The sequence below is a fragment of the Haloarcula nitratireducens genome (genome assembly GCF_019599505.1).
In genome coordinates, this window is record NZ_RKLT01000001.1 from 223,796 (window position 1) to 250,635 (window position 26,840).

General features: G+C 65.6%; 28 protein-coding genes and 1 tRNA gene. 16 read left to right on the forward strand and 13 right to left on the reverse strand.

Annotated elements, in window-relative coordinates:
• Positions 1–7 precede the first annotated feature (7 nt).
• Genes EGH23_RS01135 through EGH23_RS01145 form a run of 3 tightly spaced genes read right to left on the reverse strand, consistent with a single transcriptional unit; the run spans position 8 to position 1,101 of the window.
• The gene (locus tag EGH23_RS01135) at positions 8–436 is read right to left on the reverse strand and encodes a DUF7346 family protein (RefSeq protein ID WP_220578196.1); all 429 of its coding nucleotides are present in this window, start codon (positions 434–436) and stop codon (positions 8–10) included.
• 24 nt (positions 437–460) lie between these two features.
• Positions 461–874: a DUF7322 domain-containing protein gene (locus tag EGH23_RS01140; RefSeq protein ID WP_220578197.1), complete on the reverse strand. Its 414-nt coding sequence runs from the start codon at positions 872–874 to the stop codon at positions 461–463.
• A 35-nt stretch (positions 875–909) separates the two neighbouring features.
• Entirely contained in the window at positions 910–1,101 is a 192-nt protein-coding gene (locus EGH23_RS01145) for a DUF7331 family protein (protein ID WP_220578198.1), read from the reverse strand.
• Positions 1,102–1,208: 107 nt separating this feature from the next.
• On the opposite strand from EGH23_RS01145, the gene EGH23_RS01150 reads away from it, so the two are divergent.
• The 4 genes from EGH23_RS01150 to sufD all read left to right on the forward strand — a co-directional run bounded on the left by EGH23_RS01150 (position 1,209) and on the right by sufD (position 7,739).
• A complete protein-coding gene (locus tag EGH23_RS01150; RefSeq protein ID WP_220578199.1) occupies positions 1,209–4,022 on the forward strand; it encodes a DNA-directed DNA polymerase in 2,814 nt (937 codons plus the stop codon).
• Between the two features lie 122 nt (positions 4,023–4,144).
• Positions 4,145–5,056, forward strand: a complete 912-nt coding sequence (locus EGH23_RS01155; protein WP_220578200.1) for an ABC transporter ATP-binding protein — start codon at positions 4,145–4,147, stop codon at positions 5,054–5,056.
• Between the two features lie 38 nt (positions 5,057–5,094).
• Complete coding sequence (sufB, locus tag EGH23_RS01160) at positions 5,095–6,525, forward strand: Fe-S cluster assembly protein SufB (RefSeq protein WP_220578201.1); 1,431 nt, start codon at positions 5,095–5,097, stop codon at positions 6,523–6,525.
• A gap of 2 nt (positions 6,526–6,527) precedes the next feature.
• Positions 6,528–7,739, forward strand: a complete 1,212-nt coding sequence (gene sufD, locus EGH23_RS01165; RefSeq protein ID WP_220578202.1) for a Fe-S cluster assembly protein SufD — start codon at positions 6,528–6,530, stop codon at positions 7,737–7,739.
• A gap of 69 nt (positions 7,740–7,808) precedes the next feature.
• On the opposite strand, the gene EGH23_RS01170 is transcribed toward sufD, so the two are convergent.
• Positions 7,809–9,452, reverse strand: coding sequence for an alpha-amylase family protein (locus tag EGH23_RS01170; protein WP_220578203.1), 1,644 nt, complete (start codon positions 9,450–9,452; stop codon positions 7,809–7,811).
• A 132-nt stretch (positions 9,453–9,584) separates the two neighbouring features.
• Between EGH23_RS01170 and EGH23_RS01175 the strand changes: the two genes are divergently transcribed.
• From EGH23_RS01175 to EGH23_RS01190, 5 genes are all read left to right on the forward strand, one after another.
• Positions 9,585–10,067, forward strand: coding sequence for a ferritin-like domain-containing protein (locus tag EGH23_RS01175; protein ID WP_162316766.1), 483 nt, complete (start codon positions 9,585–9,587; stop codon positions 10,065–10,067).
• Positions 10,064–10,498: a metal-dependent transcriptional regulator gene (locus tag EGH23_RS01180; protein ID WP_162316765.1), complete on the forward strand. Its 435-nt coding sequence runs from the start codon at positions 10,064–10,066 to the stop codon at positions 10,496–10,498. Before EGH23_RS01175 ends, EGH23_RS01180 begins: the two co-directional genes overlap by 4 nt.
• A gap of 102 nt (positions 10,499–10,600) precedes the next feature.
• A tRNA-Gln gene (locus EGH23_RS01185) sits at positions 10,601–10,673 on the forward strand.
• A 330-nt stretch (positions 10,674–11,003) separates the two neighbouring features.
• Complete coding sequence (locus EGH23_RS26765; RefSeq protein WP_268899406.1) at positions 11,004–11,129, forward strand: hypothetical protein; 126 nt, start codon at positions 11,004–11,006, stop codon at positions 11,127–11,129.
• Between the two features lie 107 nt (positions 11,130–11,236).
• Positions 11,237–11,491, forward strand: a complete 255-nt coding sequence (locus tag EGH23_RS01190; RefSeq protein WP_220578204.1) for a hypothetical protein — start codon at positions 11,237–11,239, stop codon at positions 11,489–11,491.
• Positions 11,492–11,544: 53 nt separating this feature from the next.
• Here the strand turns inward: EGH23_RS01190 and EGH23_RS01195 are convergent, their stop codons facing one another.
• Both EGH23_RS01195 and EGH23_RS01200 read right to left on the reverse strand, forming a co-directional pair.
• On the reverse strand, positions 11,545–12,027 hold the full coding sequence (locus EGH23_RS01195) for a universal stress protein (protein WP_220578205.1): 483 nt from the start codon (positions 12,025–12,027) through the stop codon (positions 11,545–11,547).
• Positions 12,028–12,670: 643 nt separating this feature from the next.
• A complete protein-coding gene (locus EGH23_RS01200) occupies positions 12,671–13,399 on the reverse strand; it encodes a GNAT family N-acetyltransferase (RefSeq protein WP_220578206.1) in 729 nt (242 codons plus the stop codon).
• A 467-nt stretch (positions 13,400–13,866) separates the two neighbouring features.
• Between EGH23_RS01200 and EGH23_RS01205 the strand changes: the two genes are divergently transcribed.
• Entirely contained in the window at positions 13,867–14,583 is a 717-nt protein-coding gene (locus EGH23_RS01205; RefSeq protein WP_220578207.1) for an HD domain-containing protein, read from the forward strand.
• Position 14,584: 1 nt separating this feature from the next.
• Here the strand turns inward: EGH23_RS01205 and EGH23_RS01210 are convergent, their stop codons facing one another.
• The 3 genes from EGH23_RS01210 to EGH23_RS01220 all read right to left on the reverse strand — a co-directional run bounded on the left by EGH23_RS01210 (position 14,585) and on the right by EGH23_RS01220 (position 18,402).
• Positions 14,585–15,352, reverse strand: coding sequence for a LysE family translocator (locus EGH23_RS01210; protein WP_220578208.1), 768 nt, complete (start codon positions 15,350–15,352; stop codon positions 14,585–14,587).
• Positions 15,353–15,390: 38 nt separating this feature from the next.
• Complete coding sequence (locus tag EGH23_RS01215; RefSeq protein ID WP_220578209.1) at positions 15,391–16,281, reverse strand: coiled-coil protein; 891 nt, start codon at positions 16,279–16,281, stop codon at positions 15,391–15,393.
• A gap of 246 nt (positions 16,282–16,527) precedes the next feature.
• On the reverse strand, positions 16,528–18,402 hold the full coding sequence (locus EGH23_RS01220) for a glycoside hydrolase family 2 protein (protein WP_220578210.1): 1,875 nt from the start codon (positions 18,400–18,402) through the stop codon (positions 16,528–16,530).
• 189 nt (positions 18,403–18,591) lie between these two features.
• Between EGH23_RS01220 and EGH23_RS01225 the strand changes: the two genes are divergently transcribed.
• Together EGH23_RS01225 and EGH23_RS01230 are read left to right on the forward strand one after the other, a co-directional pair.
• Positions 18,592–18,765, forward strand: coding sequence for a hypothetical protein (locus tag EGH23_RS01225; protein WP_220578211.1), 174 nt, complete (start codon positions 18,592–18,594; stop codon positions 18,763–18,765).
• A 26-nt stretch (positions 18,766–18,791) separates the two neighbouring features.
• A complete protein-coding gene (locus EGH23_RS01230; protein ID WP_220578212.1) occupies positions 18,792–19,217 on the forward strand; it encodes a DUF371 domain-containing protein in 426 nt (141 codons plus the stop codon).
• A gap of 13 nt (positions 19,218–19,230) precedes the next feature.
• On the opposite strand, the gene EGH23_RS01235 is transcribed toward EGH23_RS01230, so the two are convergent.
• Positions 19,231–20,082, reverse strand: coding sequence for an SDR family oxidoreductase (locus EGH23_RS01235; RefSeq protein WP_220578213.1), 852 nt, complete (start codon positions 20,080–20,082; stop codon positions 19,231–19,233).
• Positions 20,083–20,141: 59 nt separating this feature from the next.
• Between EGH23_RS01235 and EGH23_RS01240 the strand changes: the two genes are divergently transcribed.
• The gene (locus tag EGH23_RS01240) at positions 20,142–20,963 is read left to right on the forward strand and encodes an endonuclease III domain-containing protein (protein WP_220578214.1); all 822 of its coding nucleotides are present in this window, start codon (positions 20,142–20,144) and stop codon (positions 20,961–20,963) included.
• A gap of 34 nt (positions 20,964–20,997) precedes the next feature.
• Here EGH23_RS01240 and EGH23_RS01245 read toward each other — a convergent pair whose 3' ends face one another.
• From EGH23_RS01245 to EGH23_RS01255, 3 genes are all read right to left on the reverse strand, one after another.
• Complete coding sequence (locus tag EGH23_RS01245) at positions 20,998–22,029, reverse strand: aldo/keto reductase (protein ID WP_220578215.1); 1,032 nt, start codon at positions 22,027–22,029, stop codon at positions 20,998–21,000.
• Between the two features lie 58 nt (positions 22,030–22,087).
• Complete coding sequence (locus EGH23_RS01250) at positions 22,088–22,510, reverse strand: disulfide bond formation protein B (RefSeq protein ID WP_328765768.1); 423 nt, start codon at positions 22,508–22,510, stop codon at positions 22,088–22,090.
• A 429-nt stretch (positions 22,511–22,939) separates the two neighbouring features.
• Positions 22,940–24,844, reverse strand: coding sequence for a beta-CASP ribonuclease aCPSF1 (locus EGH23_RS01255; RefSeq protein ID WP_220578217.1), 1,905 nt, complete (start codon positions 24,842–24,844; stop codon positions 22,940–22,942).
• 344 nt (positions 24,845–25,188) lie between these two features.
• On the opposite strand from EGH23_RS01255, the gene EGH23_RS01260 reads away from it, so the two are divergent.
• From EGH23_RS01260 to EGH23_RS01270, 3 genes are all read left to right on the forward strand, one after another.
• Positions 25,189–25,449 (forward strand): hypothetical protein, encoded by a 261-nt coding sequence (locus EGH23_RS01260; RefSeq protein WP_220578218.1) that lies wholly within the window; start codon positions 25,189–25,191, stop codon positions 25,447–25,449.
• Positions 25,450–25,550: 101 nt separating this feature from the next.
• Positions 25,551–26,135, forward strand: coding sequence for a hypothetical protein (locus tag EGH23_RS01265; RefSeq protein WP_220578219.1), 585 nt, complete (start codon positions 25,551–25,553; stop codon positions 26,133–26,135).
• Positions 26,136–26,200: 65 nt separating this feature from the next.
• Positions 26,201–26,776 carry a DUF2238 domain-containing protein gene (locus tag EGH23_RS01270; RefSeq protein WP_328765769.1) on the forward strand — a complete coding sequence of 192 codons (576 nt, stop codon included), beginning with the start codon at positions 26,201–26,203 and terminating at the stop codon, positions 26,774–26,776.
• Positions 26,777–26,840: the final 64 nt, after the last annotated feature.

Here is a 26,840-nt window from a genome sequence, read left to right on the forward strand (position 1 = left end):
ACCCGGTTCACTCGCGTCCGGTGAGAGACGCGACGGCTTCGCTCGCCGTCTCCGTCACGTCGTAGCCCCGCTGTCCGGCCACGGTCGCTTCTTCCAGCAGTCCGGCCGCGCGGAACTCGCCGAGCAATCCGTGGAGGTCGCTCTCACAGAGGTCGTAGCTATCGAGGAGTTGCTGGACCGAGAGCGGGCCGCGCGCGTCCAACTCGACGAGGAGGCCGAGCGCCCGGTCGTCGTGGGCGGCGGTGACGACGGTCCGGACGGCGTCGGGGACCGCGCTCGCGGCCGTCGAGAGCGGCGATTCGCCCTCGATTGGTTCGAGGTCGTCGTTGGGAACGTGGCGTTCCGCGCCGGTCTCGGGGTCGCGGACGAGACTCGCGTCGCTGGACTCTTTCAGCAACAGGTAGCGGGTGCCGGACTCGTCGCGAACGGTACGCATACCGGCGGTAGCCGACTCGCGCGGTTAGCCGTTGTGGTCGGTGGCTGCGTCGTCGGCGTCGTCGGCGGTAGCGTCGCTACTTCCGTCGTCTTCCTCGCTCCTCTCGCGGCTCTGACGGAACCTAACGTAGCGGAAGGTCCCGTAACCGAAGGCGACGAGCCCGACGAGGAAGATGCGGAGCCCGAGGTCGGTGTTCCCCTCGAAGAAGATGAACATCGGTCCCACCGAGAGCGCGAGCAGCGCGACGTTGAACACGACGACGAGTTTCCAGAACAGCGCGGCCGTGTCGCTGGCGGCGCTGCCGTCGGGGGCGCTGGGCGCTTCCGGAATATCCGGGCCGAGGCTATCCGGGTCGAACTCCTCGGGTTCGTGGGGGCTCTTCTCGGAGAAGACGCTCTCCGTGGCGTCCGGGTCGCCCTCGTCGGGACCGTCTAGCACGGTACCGAGTCGAACCGCGACCGATAAAAGGACTTCTAGGCGACCTCGCTCAGCGGCACGGCGGTGTCCGTCTGGACCCACGCGAGCGGGTTCTGCGCGTCGTAGAACACTGTCCCCTCTTCGGTCTCGTACGTCTCGGTGGTCTGGACTGCGTCCGGGAGCGCAGGCTCCGACCGAAGGTCGTCCGCCCGATCCGACTGGCCGTCGGGAGATGCGTGATGCGACATAGGGGCGTCAGCAGGTCGTATGTCATTGTATGGCATATACTTTCTGCCTGCGTCAAACGCGGCCGACCGCCGACGTTTTTATGGGGCGTCTCGAAGGGTGGGCAAGCATGAGTGACGAGGGCCAGCGAGCGCTCGGGGACTTCGCGCCGAGCGATGGCGACGGCGACGGGAGGCGACCGGTCGCCGACGAAGCGGCGGCCGTCGCCGGCGACGGGGGGTCCGGGGCGAGCGTCGTCGACGTGGACGAACAGCAGTTCCCGCCGGTCGAGGAGACGGTGGAGTTCGTGGTGACGCAGGTCGATTACACGGTCGAGAGCAGCGGGGACGACGAGTTTCCCGTCGTCCACGTCTTCGGCCGCACCGACGAGAACGAGGCCGTCCACGCGCGCGTCTACGAGTTCAAACCGTACTTCTACGCGCCGGTGGCGAGCGCGACCGAAGACCGGCTTCGGCAGTACGACAGCATCACCGGATGGGAGGACGCCGACGGGGACGGCGACCCCTACGAGTCGATCCGCGGCGAGCGGCTCCGCAAGATCTTCGGACAGACGCCCCGCGACGTGGGCCAGATGCGGGACGACTTCGACCACTACGAGGCCGACATCCTCTTCCCGAACCGCCTGCTCATCGACAAGGACATCACGAGCGGCGTTCGGGTCCCGGCCCGCGAACTCGACGACGGGAGCTATCAGGTCCACCACGAGGAAGTGACGCCGGTCGACGCCAGCGCCGAACCGCGGGTGAACACCTTCGACATCGAGGTGGACGACCGACAGGGGTTCCCCGAGGACGGCGAGGAGACCATCGTCTGTCTCACCTCCCACGACTCCTATGACGACCAGTACATCGTCTGGCTCTACGAGTCCCCCGACGGTATCGAGGGGCCCGAGGCGCTCGCCGAGTACGACCCCATCCGCGAGGACGCCGACTTCGAGGCCGACGTGCGTGTCTTCGAGGAGGAGGAGGCGATGCTCGACGCGTTCGTCGAGTACGTCGAGACCACCGACCCGGACGTGTTGACCGGATGGAACTTCGACGACTTCGACGCGCCCTATCTCTTAGATCGCATCGAGGAACTCCAAAGCTACGACCACGACTACGACCTCGACATCGACCGCCTCTCCCGAGTCGACGAGGTCTGGCGGAGCGACTGGAACGGCCCGGACATCAAGGGTCGGGTCGTCTTCGACCTGCTGTACGCCTACAAGCGCACGCAGTTCACCGAACTCGAGTCCTACCGACTGGACGCCGTCGGCGAACAGGAACTCGGCGCCGGCAAGGAACGCTACACCGGCGACATCGGCGACCTCTGGGAGGACGACCCCGAGCGCCTCCTCGAATACAACCTCCGGGACGTGGAACTCTGCGTCGAACTCGACCGGGAGCAGGACATCATCGACTTCTGGGACGAGGTCCGCACGTTCGTCGGCTGTAAGCTCGAAGACGCGACGACGCCCGGCGACGCCGTCGACATGTACGTCCTCCACAAGCTCTACGGCGAGTACGCCCTGCCCTCGAAGGGCCAGCAGGCGAGCGAGGACTACGAGGGTGGGGCGGTCTTCGACCCGATCACGGGCGTCCGCGAGAACGTCACGGTGCTGGACCTGAAGTCGCTGTATCCGATGTGCATGGTGACGACGAACGCGAGCCCGGAGACCAAAGTCGACCCCGAGGCCTACGACGGCGACACCTACCGCGCGCCCAACGGCACCCACTTCCGGAAGGAACCGGACGGCGTCATCCGGGAGATGGTCGACGAGCTCCTGACCGAGCGCGAGGAGAAGAAGGAACGGCGGAACAGTCACAGTCCGAGCGACCCCGAGTACGAGCGCTACGACCGTCAGCAGGCGGCCGTGAAAGTGATCATGAACTCGCTGTACGGCGTGCTGGGGTGGGACCGGTTCCGCCTCTACGACAAGGAGATGGGCGCGGCGGTCACCGCCACCGGGCGGGAGGTCATCGATTACACCGACGAAGTGGTCGAGAACGAGGGGTACGAGGTCGCGTACGGGGACACCGACTCCGTCATGCTCCAACTCGGCGACCTCGGTCCCGAGGACGTCGACGGCGAGGTGACGATCTCCGACGAGATGCGCGAGAAGCATCCCGAGATGGCCGACGACGAACTGGAAACCATCGCGGCGACCATCGAGAAGGGGTTCGAGGTCGAAGAGACGATAAACGCCTCCTACGACGACTTCGCCAGCGAACGCCTCAACGCCGACGACCACCGCTTCCAGATCGAGTTCGAGAAGCTCTACCGCCGGTTCTTCCAGGCGGGCAAGAAGAAGCGCTACGCCGGCCACATCGTCTGGAAGGAGGGCAAGCACGTCGACGACATCGACATCACGGGCTTCGAGTACCAGCGCTCGGACATCGCGCCCATCACCAAGCGCGTCCAGAAGGACGTCATCGACCGCATCGTCCACGGGGAGGACAGGGAGAGCCTCAAGACCTACGTCGCCGACGTCATCGAGGACTACCAGGACGGCAACGTCGACCTGGACGACGTGGGCATCCCGGGCGGCATCGGGAAGAAACTGGACAACTACGACACCGACACCGCACAGGTTCGGGGCGCGAAGTACGCCAACCTCCTGTTGGGAACGAACTTCCAGAGCGGGTCGAAACCGAAGCGGCTCTACCTCGACCGGGTCCACGCCGACTTCTTCACGCGCGTCGAGGGCGAACTGGGTCTGGACCCGTCGCAGGACCCGCTGTACGGCGAGTTCCGTCGGAACCCGGACGTCATCTGCTTCGAGTACGCGGACCAGATCCCCGAGGAGTTCGAGGTGGATTGGGACAAGATGCTCGATAAGACGTTGAAGGGACCGATCGCCCGCATTCTCGAGGCGCTCGACGTCTCGTGGGACGAGGTCAAGTCCGGGCAGGAACAGACGGGGCTCGGTCAGTACATGTAGCGTCGTAGCCGCCGATTTTCACGGCGGAGAAATATTGTTTCTATATACCGAACTCGATTTCGCTGCAATGCGAAAGCTTGATGGGTCAAACAGACCTTCTTTCGGTTGACCTAACAGACACTATGGCAGTACTCGAAATCAACAATCTCCACGCGGAAGTCGCAGAAGAGGGCGGTGAGACCATCCTTCGCGGTGTGAACCTCGAAGTCGAGTCCGGCGAGATCCACGCGCTGATGGGGCCGAACGGCTCCGGGAAGTCGACGACGGCGAAGATCATCGCCGGCCACCCGGCCTACGAGGTCACGGACGGCGAGGTCCTCATCCATCTCGAAGACGACGAGTTCGGCGAGGACTTCGAGATCCCCGAGGACCTCCGAACGTGGGACCTGCTGGACCTCGAACCGAACGAGCGCGCGGCGCTCGGCATCTTCCTCGGCTTCCAGTACCCCGCCGAGATCGAGGGCGTCACGATGGTGAACTTCCTCCGCACGGCGCTCAACGCCAAGCTCGAAGAGCGCGAGGAGCTCTTCGAGGACGACGAGGAGGCCGACGAGGAAGAAGAAGAAGCCGGCTACGACACCTCCCCGATGGAAGGAGACGTCGAAGAGGGCGAGGTCGGCGTCGCCGAGTTCCAGGAGATCCTCCAGGAGAAGATGGAGCAACTCGACATGGACGAGAAGTTCGCCTCCCGCTACCTGAACGCCGGCTTCTCCGGCGGGGAGAAGAAACAGAACGAAGTCCTCCAGGCCGCCATCCTCGAGCCCTCCATCGCGGTGCTCGACGAGATCGACTCCGGGCTCGACATCGACCGCCTGCAGGACGTCTCGAACGGTATCAACGCGCTGCGCGACGAACAGGGAACCGGCATCCTCCAGATCACCCACTACCAGCGCATCCTCGACTACGTCGAACCCGACCACGTTCACGTCATGATCGACGGCGAGATCGCCAAGTCCGGCGGCGCTGAGCTGGCCGAGCAGCTCGAAGACGAGGGATACGACTGGATCCGCGAGGAAGTTTACGAGGCCGCGTAACACCCTTCCGTCCACGACACCAACACCGATACACAACAATGAGCTCAGATCAAGACCATCTCAAAGAGACCGACACCGAGGCTCGCTTCGAATTCAAGAAGGAAGAGAACGCCGCCTTCGAGACCGAGAAGGGCCTCACCGAGGAGACCGTCCGGGTCATCTCGGAAGACAAAGACGAACCCGAGTGGATGCTCGAGCGCCGCCTGCGCGCGCTGGAGCAGTTCCAGGAAATGCCGATGCCGGAAGGCTGGCCGGGCGCGCCCGACCTCTCGGAGGTAGACATCGAGGACATCGTCCCGTACATCCGCCCCGACATCGAGACGCGCGGCGGGGCCGAGTCCTGGGAGGACCTCCCCGAGGAGATCCAGGACACCTTCGACAAACTGGGCATCCCTGAGGCCGAGAAGAACGCCCTCTCGGGCGTCGGCGCGCAGTACGAGTCTGAGATCGTCTACCAGAACATGCAGGAGCGCTGGGAGGAGAAAGGGGTCATCTTCTGCGACATGGACAAGGCCGTCCAGGAGCACGAAGACCTCGTCAAAGACCACTTCATGACGAAGTGCGTCCCCCCGAGCGACAACAAGTTCGCGGCGCTCCACGGTGCCGTCTGGTCCGGCGGGTCGTTCGTCTACATCCCCGAGGACACCACCGTCGAGATGCCCGTGCAGGCGTACTTCCGCATGAACTCGGAGGGCATGGGCCAGTTCGAGCACACGCTCATCATCGCCGAGGAGAACTCCGAGGTCCACTACATCGAGGGCTGTTCCGCCCCGAAGTACTCCGCGTTCAACCTCCACTCCGGCGGCGTCGAGGTGTTCGTCGGCGAGGACGCCCACGTCCAGTACTCGACCGTGCAGAACTGGTCGAAGAACACGTACAACCTCAACACCAAGCGCGCCATCTGCGAGGCCGACGGCACGATGGAGTGGGTCTCGGGCAGCATGGGCTCGAAGGCCACGATGCTGTACCCCTCCACCGTCCTCAAGGGCCCCGGCGCGACGGACAACCACATCACCATCGCCATGGCCGGCGAGGGACAGGACATCGACACCGGCGCGAAGGTCTACCACAACGCGCCCGAGACGAAGTCCACCATCGAGTCCAAGTCCATCGCGAAGGACGGCGGCCGCACGAACTACCGCGGGCTCGTCCACATCGCCGACGGCGCGGAGGACTCCTCCACGTCCGTCGAGTGTGACGCGCTGATGTTCGACAACGACTCCACCTCCGACACGATGCCGTACATGGAGATCCAGGAGTCGAAGGTCGACGTCGCCCACGAGGCGACCGTCGGCAAGATCGGCGACGAGGACGTCTTCTACCTCCAGTCGCGCGGACTGGACGACGACGACGCCAAGCAGATGATCGTCGCCGGGTTCATCGAACCCATCACGGAGGAACTGCCGATCGAGTACGCGGTCGAACTCAACCGCCTCATCGAGCTGGAGATGGAGGGCTCGCTCGGATAACCATGAGCACGCAGGTACACGCAGATCTCACAGAGAGCCAGGTCGAACAGATATCGTCGGACTTGGACGAGCCGGAGTGGCTCCTGGAGACGCGCAAAGAGGCGCTCGCGGCGCTCGACGACCTCGAGATGCCCGACGTCATCCAGACGCCCGGCCGCAAGTGGACGAACCTCGACGCGCTCGACTACGAGTCGCTCGTCGACCCGCTGGACTACGCACAGGACAAGGACCGCATCGACGCCGAGGGCGTCGACGTCCTCTCGTGGTCCGAAGCGCTCGACCAGCACGGCGACCTCGTCAAAGACCACTTCGGCAGCGTCGTCGACCCGCAACGAGACTACCTCACCGCCCTCTCTACGGCGCTGTTCTCGGCCGGGACCGTCGTCTACGTCCCCGAGGGCGTCGACGCCGAGGACGTGAAGATCCGGACGACGATGAACAGCCAGTCGCTGTTCAACTACACGCTCGTCGTCGCCGAGGAGTCCGCCTCGGTCACCATCCTCGAACGGCAGGAGAACGGCGACACCGTCGAGGGCAACCAGTACTACTCCGGCGTCGTCGAGGCGTCCGTCGGCGAGAACGCCTACGTCCAGTACGGCACGCTCCAGAACCTCTCTCAGGGGACCTACAACTATCAGGTCAAGCGCGGCCACGCCGACACCTACGGTACGCTCGACTGGATCGACGGCAACATCGGCTCGCGACTCACGAAGAGCAACGTCGAGACGCGCCTGCTCGGCGACTCCTCGGAGTCCCAGATCGTCGGCGCGTTCTTCGGTCACGACGACCAGCACTTCGACATCGCCAGCCGCGTCTGGCACGAGGCCGAACACACGGTCGCCGACCTCGTCACGCGCGGCGTCTTAGACGACGAGGCGCGCTCGGTCTACGAGGGCGTCCAGGACGTCGGCCGCGAGGCGTGGGACACCTCCTCGTACCAGCGCGAGAACACGCTGATGCTCTCGGACGAATCCGAGGCCGACGCGTCGCCGAAGCTCATCATCAACAACCACGACACCGAGGCCTCCCACTCCGCGACGGTGGGTCAGGTCGACGAGGAGGACATGTTCTACATGACCTCACGCGGTGTCAACCCCGACGCGGCGAAGAACATGCTCGTCGAGGGCTTCTTCGTCCCCGTCCTCGACGAGGTCGAGGTCGACGAGCTCCGCGACGACTTGGATCAGCTCATCTACGAGCGTCTACGAGAGTAATCGTCTGATTACTCTCTGTGGCTCGTCGTCTTCTGCGCTTCTCCCGTCTTCTGATCCCGCTAGTCGCGACTACGCCGACCGCGTCCGCGGCCGGCCGAGGCGGAGCCAGCAGTACTCGTAGCCGCCGAGTTCGACGCTCACCGTGTCGCTGTCCAGCGAGTACTCCCCGGGACCGAGCAGGTGCGTGACGACGTCGTCGGGGGCGTCGAGACTGACAGTCGTCGGGTCGCTACCGACGTTGTGGGCCGTCAGCAGCGTCGTCTCGCCCCAGTCGCTCCGGTGGAGGAAGACGGCGGGGTCCTCGGTCTCGACGACGGACTGCTCGCCGCGGGAGAGCTCCGGACAGGCCTTTCGGGTAGCGATGATCTCGCGAACGCGGGCCAGCAGCGAATCGGGGTGCTCGCGCTGGGCGGCGACGTTGACCGATTCGGGACCGTACTCTCCCTCGACGACCGGTCTGAAGAGCGTCTCGGCGTCGCCGGTCGAGAACCCGCCGGTGGGGTCGTCGGTCCACTGAATTGGCGTCCGGACGGCGTCGCGACCCGGCAGCGACAGCTCGTCGCCCATCCCGATCTCGTCGCCGGCGACGACGACCGGCGTTCCCGGGAGCGCGAAACAGAGGCTGGTCGCACAGGCGATGCGGTCGGGGTCGCCGTCCAAGAGCGGGGCCAGCCGGCGGCGGACGCCGCGACCGTAGAGGCGAGTGTCGGGGTCGGCTCCGATGCGTTCGAACGCGCGGTCGAACTCCCGACGAGGTAGCGGCCCGAGGTTCAACTCGTCGAAGTTCCGCAGGAAGTTCGCCCACTGGCCGTGCTCCACGATCTCGTCGTAATCGGGCAGCCGGTCGAAGGCTTCGCCGAGGTGGTCGGCGTTCTCGTCGACGAGCGCCCAGACGAGGTGGGCGTTCGAGACGAAGCTCAGCAGCAGGTCGAACTCGTCACCGGTCCCGAAGTAGCGTTTGAGTTCGGCGGGTTCGTCGTCGGCCTCGGCCAGGAGGACCGTCTCCTCGTCGACGTCGCCGACGGTGCTCTTCATCCGTCTGAACAGCGAGTGCGGGTCGTCGATGCTGACCGGTTCGGCTCCCTTCGGTCCGATCATCGGCGTCGCGGCGTCGATTCTGAATCCGTCGACGCCCTGTTCGGTCCAGAACCGGAGGACGCGCTCCATCTCGTCTTGCACCGCGGGGTTCGAGACGTTCAGGTCGGGCTGGAAGTGATAGAACTGGTGGTAGTAGTGCGCGTCGGCGGCCTCGTCGTAGGTCCAGACGCTGTCTTCCTCGCCGGGGAAGATGTTCTGCACGTCGGGCGCGCTTTCGGGGTCGTCCGTCCAGAGGTAGTAGTCCCGATACTCTTCGTTGCCGCTGCGGGCGCGCTGGAACCACGGGTGCTCGGTCGAGGTGTGGTTGAACACCATGTCGGCGAGCACGCGCATCCCGCGGTCGTGGGCCTCGTCGAGGAACCGACGGAAATCCCCCATCGTCCCGAGGCGCTCGTCGATGCCGTAGTAGTCGGCGACGTCGTAGCCGTTGTCCCGCCACGGACTGGGGTAGAAAGGCAATAGCCAGAGACAGGTCACCCCGAGGTCGTCGAGGTAGTCGAGTCTGTCGCGCAGACCGACGAAGTCGCCGATGCCGTCCCCGTTCCCGTCGGCGAACGTCTTCACGTCGAGCGAGTAGATGACCGCGTCGCGATACCACTGGGGATGGTCAGTCATTGCTGGTCACTTCCCACGTGTTCTCCCGCGCGGCTAAAAGTACCGGCGCGCCGGACCCGACAGGGAACGGCTTAAGTTTCGCCCTCTCCGACGTGTCCACATGACTGCATCGCCACGTTCGGGGGTGACGCCGTGAGTCTGACCCAGCCGGTCGCATCGGACCACCAGCTCGCGCGGCTGCTCCAGATCGGCATCGTCCTCGAGGAGGTCGTCGAGGCCCGCGCCTCGAAACACGCCGAGGAGTCCGGCGAGACGCTCGACCCGGCGATCGGCGAGCTGCTCGACCACGCCGCCGCGGAGTCCGCCGACCACCGCCGCCGCCTCGAAGCGCTCGTCGACGACCTCGAAGCCGAGACGGTCGCCTTCGAGGAGATACAGACGCTCGTCGAGGCCCAGTACGAGAGCGACGAGGACTTCGACGGGATTCTCTACGACCAGCTCTGCAACGAGGAGACCGCCTACAAGTTCTACGACGACCTCATCGAGGCGATCGAGGCCTCGGAGGTGTCGTTCAACGTCGACCGCGACCGACTGCTGGACGTCCTGCGAACCATCCGCGAGGAGGAGGCCGAGGGGGCCGAGGAAGTGACCACACTCATGGAGGAACGACGATGAACACCCAGGCGCAGTATCTGAAAGCCATCTACCTCACCCAACAGCAAGAGGACGGTCCCGCCTCCACCGGCGCGATCGCGGATCTGCTGGACGTGAGTCCCGCGAGCGCCAACGAGATGATCGGCAAGCTCGAAGAGCGCGGCCTCTTAGAGCACGAGAAGTACAAGGGGGTCGACCTGACTGACGAGGGGATCCAGCAGGCCCGCGACGCGCTCCAGAACTACTGTATCATCGAGCGGTTCCTCGTCGAGGTGCTGGAAGTCGAGGAGTTCCGCACCGAAGCCAAGCAGTTAGAGGGCGTCATCGACGAGACGGTGGCCGAGCGTCTCGACACGATCATCGACCGCGAACCGCAGTGTCCCGACTGTTTCAACGCCGACGACGACGTCTGCGAACTGCTCGAAACCGAAGCCGAAGCCGTCAGCGACTGAGTCTCGAAGCGTTCAAGTGTCCTCCGTCGGTTGGTCTATCTGAAGTCCCGTGGTGGTGAGCGGTCTCGCAGAGATTGCGAATCTCACGGACGAACGTAGTGAAGTCCCGTGGTGTAGCGGCCAATCATAAGGGCCTTTGGAGCCCTTGACGGCGGTTCGAATCCGCCCGGGACTATTCTGTGCGAACGAAGTGAGCACGAATAGCGGACGGTGGATTCGAATTCAGGGGACGAGCGAAGCGAAGTCCTCGCGGTTCGAACCCGCCCGGACTCTATCCAAAGTAGCACGAATCCTTCTTTCCGAAGAGTATACCGCCGATAGCATCAGCCGACGGTAAGGCATATGACGGTATTATGCGCCACTAGAGTGCCGTTCTCTCGTCTCTGTTGAACTTCTCTCACGTAGGTAGCCCGTCGCGTAAAACAGCCGTTCGATAGCTGTGCTATCGACTACGGTCACCCATATCCTCAATAGGCATTTATACATTCGGTAATATATATAGTTAATGAGCGAATCAGGGCCTCTCTTACAGAACGCAGTCGATCACCTCGAACAGGCGTTAGCGGCTGAAGGGGCGGACGAAATCGAGTACCACGTTCGACAGGCACTCCAACTCCTCCGCATGGAGTAAGCGCAGTACTGTCAGATGGTCGTTCGAGAAGGTTTATATCGTCGTCAGGGATGTCGTTTGAATATGGTCCTCTCAGCGATTTGCCGACCGAAAGGAGGAGGAGACTGATGGCTTGGCAAGATATCATCTTCCTCACCGGTGCCGCCATCACGGTCGGAGTGCTCTACCCGACGCTCAGCAACAAATCGGCCAGCGTCCCGTGGGCGACGAGCATCCCCGCCGCTCTTCTGAAGGTGGTCTTCGGCGTCACGTTCCTGTCGATGGATATGCTGCTCTCCGCGGTGGGAATGCTCGTCGCGGCGGGAATGTGGGGTCTCATCGCGTTCTTCCGCCATCCAGCCGTTACGAATCCCGTCACCTAAGGGCCGTATGGCGTCGCTGCCGGCGGCAGATATCGTCGCACGCTTCGAGTACGTTACCCGACCATCGTAACGGGCGGCGCTGCGTGTCTCGCGATCGACGCCGAGACGCCGCGAATCCGCGGTCGGACGCCCGTGGGCTGATGGTCCGCGATGACGATACGATCGACCGATTCGGCGTCAGCGTACGAGCGGATCTCCTCGACGACGTCGCCCGACCTGACGATGAGTTCGACGTCTAGCCCGTAGTCGTCTGCGATTTGGCAGGCGCGAGTGAACACCTGCTCTGCCCGTTTTCGCTGTGCCCGGTTGAACGAGTTCCCATCGGGAACCAATTCGTCCTCTAACCCGCCTCCGCGGTCTGGGATCAGATAGTCCTCGACCTCGCGCCGTCCGAACAACCCCAGCGGATCACTGGACTCGGTCACGTGGATAACTGATATTCTCGCCTCGGGGTACTCCTCGAGGGCGAATACGAGAGCCCGCTCGGATCGCTCGGTGTTGCCCATAGGAACCAGCACGTGACGAACCCGGGCCATACCTACGCTAATCAGTACTCCCACAAAAAACGTGCGGCGAACCAGCGGCATTCGATGCGAAAGCCGCCCGGACTCCTTCGCTGCGAGCAAATAGTGTCCGAGAGCGTATCCGAGCGAGAGAGCGGCGCTTCGACGAGACTGCTGTGGTCCGAATCCGCGAACCAACGAGCGGGCGGTACCGTCGTCGGTCAGGTGAGTCGCTCGTCTAGCGCTTAGAGCCGACGCTCGATTACCTCGACGCCGCGGCCGTCCGGGTCGGCCTCGTCGACGAGACCAGTCACGTAACCCCCTCCGAACTGGTAATCGTAGTGTGTTCCGGTGGGAGCGTGGCAATTCGAGAACGGAGCGGAGAGGGGCGTCGGAACGAGCCGAACCCATTGAGAACGACCTCCGGCCTCGGCACCTCTGTGCGCTCACGGACGAACTCCCCCGGTTCGTCGGCCCGATTCTCCACGCAGTCGCCGTCGGGAAACGTGTCGTCTCACACGCTTCAGATCGCCCACCGATACCGTCGCGCGATTGTTCCCACTGTCTCGCTGTCCATATCTCTCTGTCCCGGTAGAGTACCGAAGGAGAGCGCCTTCGACCTCGAGTTCTGTGTCGGACGTAACGGAGCCCGCTTCGATCCGCCGTCGCCGCTCGCTCAGAGGTACGCGGCGTCCCAGCGGAGCGGTTTCCGGACGTTCCCGCAGCTGTCGCACTCGATGCGGCCCATCGAGTCCATGGCGTTGGCGAGGGTGTTGCAGTTGCTACAGAAGTAGCCGTATCGGTCCTCGGCGTCCTCGCCGCCGTAGACGACGTGGAACGGCGCGATCGAGCCCCGCTCGTGGTTGTCGTGGTCGACGTAGACGGTTCGACCCTCGTCGGTTTCCATGGGCTCGCGGCCCCACCGTTCGCTCTCCGTATAGAGGTTCTCGACGTAGGTGTGGCCGGCGATGTCGATCTCCTCCGAGCCGGCACGTTCGAAGCCCTGCTCCTCGTAGAACGTGTTGCCGTCGACGTTGTCGTCCAGGACGCGTCCCTGCAGGTACGCCGCGCCGAGTTCGCGGAGCTGCTCGCGGGTCCGTTCGAACAGCGACGCCGCGTTCCCGACGCCGCGATGGGCCGGGTCGACGTGTAGCCACAGGAGCGTCCCGGTGTTGTCGGCCGCGAGGACGCTCTCGGAGAAGCCCACGATTTGCCCGTCGTCGTCGGCGACCAGGAGGAGCCGATCCCCGTCGGCCAGCGTCGCCTCGAGTTGCTCCTCGTCGTACCACTCCTCGATGGCGCTGGTGATCGCCTGCGGTCCCAGCGAGTACGACGCTTGCAGTGACCGCCGCGCGACGTCCCTGATTGCCGGTCCATCGGCTGGCGAAGCCGGTCGAACGTTCATGCACGGTTAATCGTAGGGAACCGGTATAAACGTACATATCGTTGTCGGGTCTCGCCACATCGGCGGACTGATCTCTCTCAAAAGTGTAACTGTCTGTTCTCACGAAAGACTCGAAATAGAGACTGACGAACAAATCTCGGATACAGAGGTGACTGTATAGGTCTAATCCGGACATATGGTGTCGGAACGTAATTACTGTTGTCGGCCGGAAGCGTTCGCCCCCGGCCGCCTGCCGAGGTCCCCCGTGAGCGCACCCGCGGACCGACGGACTGCCCGATCGGTTCAGGTCTCGTCGCTCGCTCGCTCAGCCATCGGTTTCGTCTTGGCGGTTCTTCGACCTGTTCTCGATGATTTCACGCCCGCCAGTCGTGTGAACGTCGGGATTAGTCTTGTCGTAACGCTAAAGAGTCGAACGCACCTTCTTATCCGTAAGATGAGTATCGGAACCTATCGCCGGAGGTGGTGGTGTGGGCGTCGAGATTAAGGAGTCGCCCGTCTCAGATGCGGAATTCGACGCGATGCAAGCGTTCGTTCACGACTATCTCGCTGCCAGCGTCGAGAACGAAGAGGAGGGCGGCCGGATGCGCTGGTACCCGTGGCACTCCGCGGAGTACCGGTTCAACCACATCCTCAACGTGGTCGACATCGCGACCGAAATCGCCCGGAAGGAAGGAGCGAACGTGGACGTAACGCGCGTCGCGGCGCTCTTTCACGACATCGCGAAACTGGAGGTCGAACAGGACGTCCACGCCGAGGCCGGCGCCCGCATCGCGCGCGAGTACCTCTCCGCACACGGTGACTACCCCGAATCGTTCGTCGATCAGGTGTGTCGCGCCATCGAGGATCACTCCTATCAAGGGGACCTCTCGAACCTCCCGCTGGAGACCCAGTGTCTCATCGAGGCGGACATCCTCGATAAGGTCGGTGCCAACGGCGCCGCGCTCATGCTCCTCCGGATGGGCTACGAGTCGAGAACGCACATGGACGCCGCGGAGATGGTCGACCGCGTCATCGAGCGCGGCGAAGACGCCGAAGAGCGCGTCCGGAGCGACACCGCGGAGTCCATAGCCCACCAGCGGCTCAAGCGCGCGCGGTGGTTCCAGGAGTGGCTCGAAGCCGAAGTCACCGAGATGAACACGGAGGAGAGCCTAGACGACGTCGCGACCGGGATGGGCGACTCCTGAATCAGGCGAGCAGCCCCGGCCGGTACGACAGTACCGAGCCGACCCACTCGACTGCCGGTCCGAGCGCCTGCGCGAGAAAGAGCACGCCGAAGACGGCGAGCACCGCCGCACTCGCCCACGCGACCGCCGGCGCGAGCCGTTCGACGCGCTCGCGCGCGGCGACGATCGCCGCCGGAAACCCCGTGATCCAGAGGACGATTCCGCCGAACAGCCCCCCGAGCAACACGGGGTGGCCGGTTCGGACGACGAGCAGCCCGGCGGTCTCGTTGCCGATCAGCGGGAGCGACGACAGCACGTCGAGCGTCCCGGGTCGTAAGAGCCCGACGCCGACGGTGAGCCAGAACACCACCTGATACGGGTTCGTGAGCGCCAGCACCAGCGCTTTCCGGAACCCGCGACTCGCGCCGTCCGGTTCCGCCTCCACCGCAGAGAGGGCGTTCGCGTCCTGTATCGCGCCGTAGGCGAACCACAGCATCAGGAGGCCGCCCGCGGCGACCATGACTTGCCGCAGACCGGGCGTCTCCGTGACGACGGTGGCGACGCCGACCAACGAGAGGACGAAGAAGCACGCGTCGGCGGTCATCGCCCCGAGACCGGCGAACAGCCCCGCCCGCCAGCCTCGCAGGGCGCTCTCCTCTGCGATGACGGCGTTCATCGGTCCCGGCGGGGCCGCCAGCGCGAGGCCGAAGACGACGCCGCCGATAGCCGTCGAGAGCAGCGTCCCGAGCGATAGCGCGGTCGGTTGTGTCGAGAGGAGCCAGTGATGCATCTATAGGACGTGAAAACGGAGAGAAAAGCGCGTAGAGCTTACAGCTTGCCAGCCTTCTGCAGCTTCATCAGGTCCTCGGTATCGAGCGTCTCGCCTTCCTTGAACTTCTGGTAGATCTCCTCTGCCTCCTCGCGCGCGGCCTCCTGCTTCTCCTCGCGCTGGGACCGCTCTTCCTGCTCTTCCTTCTTGTCGAGTTCGCGCAGGCGCTTCTGGACGCGGACGAAGTCCTCGTGGTGCTGGTCGGCCGCTTCCTGGGCCTCGACGAACTCCTCGTGTTTCTCGTCGGCCTCGTCGCGGATCTCGTCGGCCTCGCGGTAGGCCTCGATCATCTTGTTGTGATGTTTCTGGGCCTCGTCCGCGAGTTCCGTGACCTTCTGGTGGTGCTTCGAGGCCTCCGAGCGGACCTCTTCGGCTTCTTCCTTGAGCCCTTCGAGGTCACCGCTCTCGTCGAGTTTCTCCTGCTTGTTCTGGAGTTTCTCGCGCTTGGTCTCGATCTTCTCGATGAGCTCCTTCTCGTCCTCCGAGGAGAGCACTTCGGTCTGCTGTTTGAACTCGAGGTCTTCGATCTCGTCCTTGAGCTCGTCGACGGACTTGCCCTCGTCGAGTTCGAGGTCGTTCTTGACGTTGTCGACCTTGTCGAACAGCTCGTTGGCCTCGGCGTTGAGCTCGTTGCGCTTGTCCTTGTGCTCCTGGACCTGCTCGTTGAGCTCGTCGCGCTTCTCGCGGTGTTCCTGGGCCTCGTCGACCTTCTCGCGGGTCTTCGCGTTCAGGTCGTCGCGGCTGGAGGCCCGCTCGGAGGCCATCTGGTTCAGCTCGTTGCGCCGGTCGCGGAGCTGGCCGGCGAGTTTGATGAGCTCGCCTTTGGATTTGTTTTCGAGATCCTCTTCGGTTACTGTGACGTTCTTTGATTCGTCTATCGAGTCTACCATTGTTGAAACCTCTATGCCATCACCGCTCTCGCACAGACAGGCCCGTCGCTGTTGAGGGGCTGGCACCAATAACAAGGGTTCCCTCTCATGTTGGGCACGACGCGATACTGCCTGAACGCGTGAGCGTTCTGGTACCCGCTAGTACCGGGGGATATCGTTTAAATATTCCGGTGCACCGAATACCGTGGCGACCCCTCACACACCCGTCTACGGGCGAGTGAAGGATTAACACGCTTCCGAGATAGCTTAAATATTGTGGCCGATGGCGTACTCGTTTTTCACCACGTTCTCGTCGACGGCGACGGCCAGCGTGAGCTCGTCGCCCTCGGCGAGCGTCACCGACCCGACGGTGACGCGGTCGAACGCTCCGAGAGCCTGCTCTTCCTGCGTCCGATCGCCGTTGTGGTCCCACTCGACGGTGACCGTCGTCTCCGTCGGCCGGTCGTGGACCACGCAGACGTCGCTCTCGCCCGGCGTCGGATCGGTGAGGACGGCCTGTGTCGGCTGGTAGCTGTCGGTCAGCGTACCGTAGGCTGGTTTCTCGGTCCCGTTCGACCGGAGCACGCCCATCCCCGCGTCGGCGGCGTCTCTGAGGCTATCCAGGATCGCCACGTCGCTCCCGCGCCGGCGGAGTTGCTCGGCGACCGCTTGCACGACGCGCGCCTGCGTGGCCTGTGACGTCGCCGCGTCGCCGCCGAGGTGGGCGTCGTCGTGGACGGTGTGGTCGAACGCCGCGGGGACGGCGTCTCTGTCCTCGGCGCTGCCATCGGTCCCCAGCGACCCGGCCCCGAACCCGGCGACGACGCTCCCGACGCCGTAGTGATCGCAGAGCCACGCGCAGTCGGCCGCCGCGCCGTACTGCCAGCCGGGGTACAGCGTGACCGCGTCGGGGTCGATGCCGGGCGGTCCCATCACGGGGAAGGTCGGTACGCCGTCGACGGCGTCGGCGACGGTTCGGGCGGGCGCGTCGTCGTAGCTCGCTCGCCACGCGCGAAAGCGAAAGCGCAGGCGGTCGAGTACCCCGGAACCGAGGCCGTCGGCGTACGGCTCGACCGGTTCGTCGTGGACGCCGACCGCGGCGAGGCTCGGGTGATGACCGTTGCTCTCGACGAGGTGGGCCGCCAGCTCTCGGCCGCGGTCGGCGTCGAACTCGCCGGGACCGGAGAGCGGCAGGTCGGCCCAGAGAAGGACGCCGTGTTCGTCGCACGCGTCGGCGACCGACGGGGGCACGCCCTGCGCGCGAACGCGGACGAGGTTCGCGTTGGCCGCGGTCGCCCGTCTGACGTCTTCGGGCGTCGGGTCCAGCAGCGTGACGCCTCTGGCCGGCAGGCGCTCGCCGTTGACGCGGAGTTCGTCGTCGTAGGCGACCGAACGGAGACCGGTCGTCACGCTCGCGGTCGCGCCGTCGAGTTTCGCCCGAACGGTGTACCGCGACTGTGCGCCCCGGTCGTGGGGCCACCACAGGGCCGGGTCGCGCACGTCGATGGTGTACTGAACCGTCGTCGCTCCCGGCTCGGTGTCCACGCGCGTTCGGTCCATCGCCCCGCCGCCGCGGGCGTTCCCCTCGGGGCGAAACGAGAGGGTGAGCCGGTCGTCGATGGCCTCGTTCGTGACGACGTCGGCGGTGACGTCGACGGCGGCGCTGTCGACGCGCCCGTCCTCGACCGCGACTCGCGGCCGCGCCCGCACCGCGCTCACGTACGGGTCGGGATAGGTCTGCAGGTCGGCCGTCCACCAGATGCCGGGGACGCACCGCTCCTCGGGGAGTATCGCGGTCTCGTGGAGGCCGCCGAAGTGGTCTTCGGGGGCGCGGCACTCGACGACGATCCGGTACTCGTCGGCTTCTGGTAGCCGGACCCGAAGCGGCGCGAGGTAGGCGTCGTGCTCGGCCACTCGCTCGCCGTTACACCAGACGCGCGTGTGAGCGTACGCCCCGTGCAGATCCAAGACCGCGTGGGCGTCGTCGCCCTCGCGCGGGTCCGAGAAGGCGGTCTCGTAGGCCACGGCGTCGGCCCCGGCGAACTGTGACGGTCGACCCGGCACCGTCACTGCGTCCCACTCGTCCGGTTCCGGCATCCCGTCGGTCGGCGCTACCGCCGCGCCGCGCCACTCCAGCGACATACCGAATCGCCCGTCCCCCGGAGGGATATCCTTTTCTCCGTCCGTCGGTTCTGACGGTAAAACGACAGCGTTCGCGGCCGCTGATGCGAAATCGTCGGCTCCCGTCTCATACCACGCTGCCGTCCGTTACTTTCACTTTCACTCCGGGGACGGCTCAGGTTAAGGTGGCTTCGGTTCCTCTTATCTATCATGTTCAGCGAACTGGACGAGGCGACCACGCCGACCTGTGACGCCACGGACTGTGACCGGCCGCTCGGCGACCCCGCGCTCGTCTTCGAGACGCCCGCGGGCCGCCGCGAGGCCCACGAGTGCGCGTGCGGCGCGGTGACGGTCACCGTCGTCCGCCCCGATTCGTCTCACTGAAGTACGGCGGCGGGCTACCGTGGCGCATGTCTCACGAAGTCGTCGTCCGCGCGCAGGGCCACGAACACGTCTCCGCCGAGCACGCGAGCACGCTCGAAGTGACCAGCGACGACTTCCTCACGCCCGCCGGCGACTGCATCCTCGGCATCGAAGCCGATACCGTCCCCGCCGACTTCGACGAGGCGTTCGTCTCGGCCTGCCGAGACGAAGGCGCGACGATCACGGCGGCGCTCGAAACCGACGACCACAGCGTCACCGTCTCGGGGTCGGGTCACCCCGAGATGACGTTCGAGAACGAGCGAAGCCACGTCCTGCGGACGAGCGACTACGTCGACGACCGGACGGTGATGGTCGACGCGGACGCGGCGGCGGGCGACGTGGACCGCGACCTCGTCGCGGCGCTCGCCGACGGTGCCGACCTGACGCTGACGCTCACCGTCGACCCCGCCTGACCGGTTTCCAGACTCAGCCCGCTTCTCCGCGAAACTCCGCTGCGTAGTTCTCGAAGAACGCCCGGACGCTCCGTGGTTCTCGCCCGAGCACTCGCGCTACGTCGTCTGTCACCCGGCCGGCGAGACCGAGGCGCGCCGTAGTGTAGATGCCCGACATGACGAGCGCGAACGCGAGCGGTCGGCCGCGTCGCACCTCTCCGAGGACGAACGCCGGGAGCGACGGCCGCGTGTATTCGACGGGTCGATCCAGCACCTCGCTGGCGATAGCCGCCACCTCGTCGTACGTGAGCGCGTCCGGCCCGGTCAGATCGTACGCCGCGTCTTCGTGGCCCGGTTCGGTGAGGACGGCGGCGGCGACGGCCCCCACGTCGCGAGCGTCGACGAAACTCGTCTCGCCGTCGCCGGCCGGCACTGCGATCTCGCCGCGTGCCAGCGCGTCGCCGTGGACTTCGAGGAGGTTCTGCGTGAAGAACGAGGGCCGGAGATGCGTATACGACAGCCCCGACGACTCGACGTGGCGCTCGATGCGGCGGTGTGGCAACAGCGGGTTCCGGTCGGCTCCCAGCACCGAGAGGACGGCGCAGTGCTCGACGCCGACGCGGGCCGCCGCGTCGACGAACTCGCGGGCCTGACCGACCTGTGACATCTCCGGCGGCCGAAGCAGAAAGAGGGCGTCGACCCCCTCCAGTGCGGCCCCCCACGTCTCGGGTTTCGCGAAGTCGAAGGCGACCCACTCGTCGGCCGGGCCGTCTCCGGGCGGCGCTCGCGCCGCGGCGCGGACGACCGCGTCTCGCTCGGTCAGTTCGTCGCGGAGCGCCGACCCGACGGTGCCGGTCGCCCCGGTCACGAGGAGCGTTCGCGTCATACATCGCCGTTACGCGCCCCGGGTGAAGGGGTTTTGCCGCTCGCGCCCGTCGTCCGAGTATGGCCGATCGGGAACCGGAACAGAACATCAGCGTGGGCGGGACGGGTCGCGGACGGGAGGCGACCTTCGACCCGGAGACGGCCGGCACGCGGGCCGAAGCCGTCGTCGACCGCCTCGGCGAACTGTACTGGACGAAGACCTACGGCGGCCGCGACGCCTTCGAGTGTCTGGTCCGCACGATCCTCAGTCAGAACACCTCCGACGTGGCGAGCCAACCCGCTCACGACGCGCTGATGGAGCGGTACGCTGGAGGTGGAGCAGAGAGCGCGAACGACCTCGCCGATTCGCTCGCCGAGGCCGACCGGGCGGAACTCGCCGAGACCATCTCCTCGGCCGGCCTCTACAACCAGAAGTCCGAGCGCATGATCGCGCTGGCCGACGAGATCCGAGACGAGTTCGGCGGTGCGGCCGGCTTCGACGAGTTCGTCAGAGAGGGCGACCCGAGCGAGGTCCGGGACCGCTTACTGGAGATGAACGGCGTCGGGCCGAAGACCGCCGACTGCGTCCTCCTCTTCGCGGGCGGTCGCGGCGGCGTCTTCCCGGTGGACACTCACGTCCACCGCATCGCCCGGCGGATGGGCCTCGCGCCCGCCGACGCGGACCACGAGGAAGTCCGCGCGGCGCTCGAAGAGGCGGTACCGGCCGAGAAGTGCGGATTCGGCCACACGGCGATGATACAGTTCGGTCGGGAGTACTGCAAAGCGCGCGAGCCGGCCTGTCTGGACGACCCCGACGCCTGCCCGCTGGCGGACGTCTGCGATCAAGTGGGCGTCTCCCCCGAGAGCGGCGAGGTCGTCGACCCGGCCGAAGCGATGGACTGAGTCCGCGGGCGAGAACGCGGACGAGCGCCCGAACTCAGCGGCGGTGACCCCAACGCTCGCCGTCCTCGGCGTAGCGGGCCGAGACGATGCGGTTGAACTGATCGTCGGAGAGCGAGATGTCCGTCGCGCCGACGTTCTCGTTCAGTTGGTCGACGGTACGCGCGCCGACGATGGGGACGCAGGTGAAGTCGGGCTGCTCGATGAGCCAGCGGAGCGCGACCTGCGCGGGCGTCGCGTCCAGCTCGTCGGCGACGGCGCGGACCTCGTCTAAGACGTGCCAGCCGCGCTCGGAGAGGTAGTACTCGTCGAAGCGGTCGTCGAGCGAGCCGCGCGAGCCCTCCGGTCCCTCGATGGCCGTCGGGTCGTCGTCGTCCGTGCGCTCGTACTTCCCGGTGAGGAAGCCGCCCGCCAGCGGCGAGTACGGACAGACGGCCATCTCCTGGTCGGCACAGACGTCGAGGTAGTCCTTCACGTCGTCGCGGTAGCCCGCGTGGAACAGCGGTTGCGTGACCTCGAAGCGCTCGAAGTCCTCGACGTCGGACTTCCAGAGCGCCTTCGTCAGCTGCCAGGCGGCCATCGTCGACGCGCCGAGGTAGTTGACCTTCCCCTTCCGGACGAGGGTATCGAGCGTCGAGAGCGTCTCCTCGACGTCCGCCTCCTCGTCCCAGCGGTGGATGTAGTAGAGGTCGAGGTAGTCCGTGCCGAGGCGGTCCAGCGTCCCCTCGATCTGGTCGCGGATGTGCTTGCGGCCCAGCCCCGAGTCGTTCGGGCCGGGTTCGCCCCAGCCGTCGAAGGGGAAGTAGACCTTCGACGCGAGGACGAAGTCAGAGCGGTCGTGGTCCTCCAGCCACTCGCCGATGAACTCCTCGCTCGTCCCGTGGGGCGATCCGTAGACGTTCGCGGTGTCGATGAAGTTGATGCCGCGTTCCCACGCGGCGTCGAGCAGCTCGTGGGCCTCCTCTCGCTCCGTCTCGACGACGCCGCCGGTCTTCCGACCGAAGCGCCACGTTCCGAAGCAGAGCTCAGAGACCTTCGTCCCGGTCGACCCGAGTCGTGTGTACTCCATGCACGGGCCAACGTGGCGGACGCCAAAAAACCCTTAGTGCGCCCGCAATCCGCGAGATTTACGCTCGCTGCCGCCACGCGAGGCCGACGGCCACGACGACGAGCGAGAAGGCCATCAGCGCGAGGTTCGGGATCGAGAAGCCGACGACGCGGTACACCACCGCCGAGCAACTCACCGCGCCCAACCCGCAGGACGACTGACTCACCTGGAGCCACGAGTGATAGGCGGCGATGCTCCCGCCGAGGACAGCCAGCGGTAGGATCGTCCGCGCGACCTCGGCCCGGCGCTCGAACGCGGCGACGCCCAGAACCACCACGAGCGGGTACATCAGAATCCGCTGATACCAACAGAGGCGACACGGCGTCAGACCGACGCCCAGCGAGAAGTAGAGGCTCCCGGCGGTCGCGACGGCGGCGACGAGCGTCGCGAAGCCGAGCAACTGTCGCGCGCCGAGCGGGACCGTTCTGGAGGGCTGACTCACAGCCATCTAAGCGCGCCGCTCCGGAAAAAGCGTTCCGAGCGGTGTGCGTTCTCACGCGGCACGGGCCGGTGCTGTCGGCCTCGCCAGCGGTTTCGTCGCTGGCGAGCCGCGACCAGCGAGAGCGTTTCGGGAAAAGAAAACGGAGAGGGACCGGCGGTCCCTCAAGCAGTCGGGCAGCATTGCTGCCCGACGACGGCTGAGCCGTGAGCATGGCGAACGCCGTCAGAGCAAGCTCTGACGAGCCTTCGTTCGCTCTGCTCACGAAGACGGGGAAGGGCAGGCAGAGACGGAAGAGCATCCGGCGGCGAAGCCGCCGGTTCACCGGAATCGCCGCGTTGCGGCGATTCCGGCCTTTTTAGCGTAGATTTTTGCGAGTGGGGGTGCCCACAGGCCGCAAAGCGGCCGAGGAAACCCGGTTCGGAAAAGGTACTACTTGAACCGGAACGTCTCCAGGTTCTCCGGCGCGAACGTCCGCAGGTTGTAGTCGTGATACAGCGACGAGGAGAGGTCCTGCGTGGCGGACTCGTCGCCGTGGACGCAGAGGACCTTCTCCGGGCGGGGGTGCATCGTCTTCACGAAGTTCTCCAGTCCCTGCCGGTCGGCGTGGCCGGAGAAGCCGTCGATCGTCTCGACGTTCATCTCCAGGGAGACGGTGTCGCCGCCGCCGACGGGGACCTTTCGCTGACCGTTCTGGATGCGCCTGCCGAGCGTGTTCTTCGCCTGGTAGTCGACGAGGGTGAGCGTCGAGTCGGCGTCGCCGGCGAGGTGTTCGAGCCAGGACCGACTCGGGCCGGGCGTTAGCATCTCCGGCGCGGCGAGGACGACGCTCGCTTCGTCGCGGTCGGCGATCTCCTTCCGGTCCTCACTGTCGATGGGGGTGAACTGGTCGGCGAGGAACGGATTCCGGTCGGCGTCGTGGATGCGCTCCTGTACGTCGTCGCGGAGGTACTCGGGGTAGGTGGTGTGGACCGCCGTGGACTCCCAGATCATGCCGTCGAGATACACCGGCATCTCGGGGACCTCGTCGCGGCGCATCGCCTCTTCGAGGACGACCATGAGCTCCTGCGCGCGGCCGACGGCGTGGGTCGGGACGAGAACCGTCCCCTCCCGGTCGGCGGCGTTCCGGACGACCTGCTTGAGCTTCCGCTCGGAGTCGTCCTGGTCGGTCTGGTAGTCGTTTCGGCCGCCGTAGGTCGATTCGAGGACGAGCGTCTCGACGCGGGGGAACTCGTTGACCGCGCCGTCGAACAGGCGGGTGCTGTCGTAGTGGATGTCCCCGGAGAAGGCGACGTTGTAGAGGCCGTCGCCGATGTGGAAGTGGACGACCGAGGAGCCGAGCACGTGGCCGGCGCTGTGGAGCGTGAGCTTCACGTCCGGCGCGATGTCGGTCACGTCGCCGTACTCCAGCGTGATGCAGTGCTTGACCGCTTCGCGGACCATATCCGTGTCGTACGGTCGCTTACCGCCGTTCTCGTCGGCCCGGCCGATGTAATCCAGCGTCAGGAGGCCGAGTAAGTCCCGCGTCGGCTCGGTGCAGTACACCGGCCCGTCGTAGCCGTGGTCGAACAGCAGCGGGACCAGCGCCGCGTGTTCCGGGTGGGCGTGCGTGAGGACGACGGCGTCGAGCGAGGACGCGCCGGAGCCGATGGCCTCGGGCACGTCCAGATACGGCTTCTCCGTTCGCTCGCCGGGTTTGTCCCCACAGTCGACGAGGATGCGCGTGTCGGCCGTCGAGATGATGTACGCCGCCCGTCCCACCTCTCGACAGCCGCCGAGCGTGGTGATGCGGACCCACTCTTCGCTGGACATGGGGTCGCGGTGAATCTGCCGGCCGACGCGCTCTAAGATGTCGCGGCGGTCGTCCCGCTCCTGCGTGAGGAAGCTGCGGACGTTCGCCACCGTCGGCGACTCGATGGGCGGCGTCCGGACCACGTCGGGCGTCCAGCCGACGGCCTTCGTTATCTCCCGGAGCGTCTCGCCGCCGCGGCCGATGACGCGGCCGGGCTTCTCGGCCTTGATGACGACCTCGCCCGTATCGGCCAGAAACTGGATGTCGGTGACGCCGGCCTCGTCGGGGACGATGTCCCGAATCTGCTCCTCGGCCGTGTCGGGCGTCGTGAGGACGTCGGGGTCGGGTCGGACGGTGATGCGCTTCCGGAGCTTCGACGCCAGTCGCCGGACGAGGTCGCCGTCAGAGGCGAACTCCTTCGGGTCACGCGTGTAGATTACCAGTTCCGGCCCCTCGTAGGTGACCTCGGAGATGGAGATGTGGTTCGGAACCTCTTCGTCGATCGTTGCTCGTACGTCTTCGAGTTGCTTGTCTACCGTGCTCATAGTGTAGAACGAGTGGGCGGCCTGCTGGCGGTGTCGGCACCGTCGGCAGATCCGGACCGAGCGTGTGATACGGTCATACAGTTATCCCTGATTCGGCGAGTGACCTCCGGACGGAAACTGCCCGGAAAACCGAGTGTACCCGACTGTAGCCCGCTCGAAATATTAAAGACTTCGCACTCCCGCCCGGCGGCCGTTCGTCGGACCGGGGGCGGTCGCTCGTTCGACCGGGCGTCCGTAGGCCAGGAATCAGGTCGCGACGGTAGTTACTATCACTCGAAGCCAGTCAGACCCGCGCTTGTAATGCTGGCAGTCGGCTTAAGACCGCCGCAGCCGAACGACGGGCCATGGTTTCACCCACCGCGGTCGAAACCGAGGACGAGTACATCCACGTGCAGTTCCGCGACCCGGATCGGTTCGACGAGATTCGGACGCCCGACTGGGCGGAGAACCCCGCACAGTCCGTCTCCGAAGGCAGCGAAGTGCGGATGGGGCGGAACGAGGAGACTGACGACTGGGTGGTCGAGGCGGTGCTCTTGAAGAAGAGCGTCGGCGAGGAGAAGGCCACGGAGGAGGCACGGCAGACAGTCGAAAAAATCGAATCTTGATCTATCCGCGTTCCGTTGCTGTACGGGACTCGCTCCGGCTTCACGGGGCGCTGGTCGCCGTCGTCGACGGTCAGGTCGGAGAACGACGGTAGAGTAGACCCATGCCCGCTGCGAGCACTCTCGTCCACGACGAGGCGACGAACGCGACCGTCGGATGGACACTACTCGGCGTCGTAGCGCTCACCGCTGTCTCGAGTGCTATCGGCGGGGAATTCCTCCGGGCCGCGTTCGCGTCACTCGTCGTCGCTGTGGCCGCGCTCCCGGCGCTCGTCCGGGCCGACCGCGAAGTCATGGTTCCGTGGCCGCTACTGGCGCTCACGACCGGGGCCGTCGTCACACTCACTCTCGGCGGGCGCCCGGAGATCGGCACACCGGTGGCCGTTTCGGGACTGGCGTTGATAGGCGTCGCCGAGCTCGACGCGTTCACGCCGGTCGAGATGAGCCATCGGTTCGCGGTCGGGTTCGCCGCCCTGACGACGCTGGCCCTTCAGGGGGTCTGGATCGTCGCGCAGTTCTACGCCGACCTGTTTCTCGGGACCGACTACCTCACGACGCAGGTCGAACTCCAGATGGACATCGTCGTCGTCACGGTTACTGCCCTCGCCGTCGGGCTGCTGTTCCAGTGGTACGTCGGCCGATTCGAACCACCGGGGTCACGAGCGTATCACGGGGGCTCGACGGAGTGATGCCGGTTATCGTGCCTGCCCTGTCCGCTCGTAGAGAACGGATACTGGCTCGGGGACTTCAGTCTGTGCTCGCGTCGGTAGCTGTCGGTGGCGTCGTGACCGGTCGGTTCGCACTCGCCGCCAACGCGGCCACGGCGTTGGTAGTGACGCTCGTCCCGGCCGCGTTACGCCGAGAGTACGCCTACGTGATGGACGCGAGACTCCTCCTCTGGATCACCGTCGCCGTCTGCCTCCACGCCCTCGGCGTGCTCGGCCCCTATCGGTGGTTCCCCTGGTACGACGAGATCACGCACACCCTCTCGGGAACCCTCGTCGCCGGCGTCGGATACGCGACGCTCCGCGCTTTCGAAGAGCACTCCTCCGATGTCACCGTCCCCGACGCCTTCAGCGGGCTCTTCGTAGTCGTATTCGTTCTGGCGTTCGGCGTCATCTGGGAGTCCCTCGAGTACGCCGCGGTCGTTCTGGCGCGCGCTCTCGGGACCGACGCGCCGCTCACGGTCTTCGGTATCGACGACATCGTCACCGATATGTTAGCGAACATGGCCGGTGGTATCCTCGTCGCCCTCTGGGGAACGCGCTACTTCCGCGGTCTGGCGGGATTCATCAGGGGCCGCTTAGAGAGGTCGAACGGCGGAAAATAGCCGTGTTCGGGGGTGGAAGACAGCGAGATCAGTCGGTGTGTTCACTCGCTCGACGAGCGGCTAT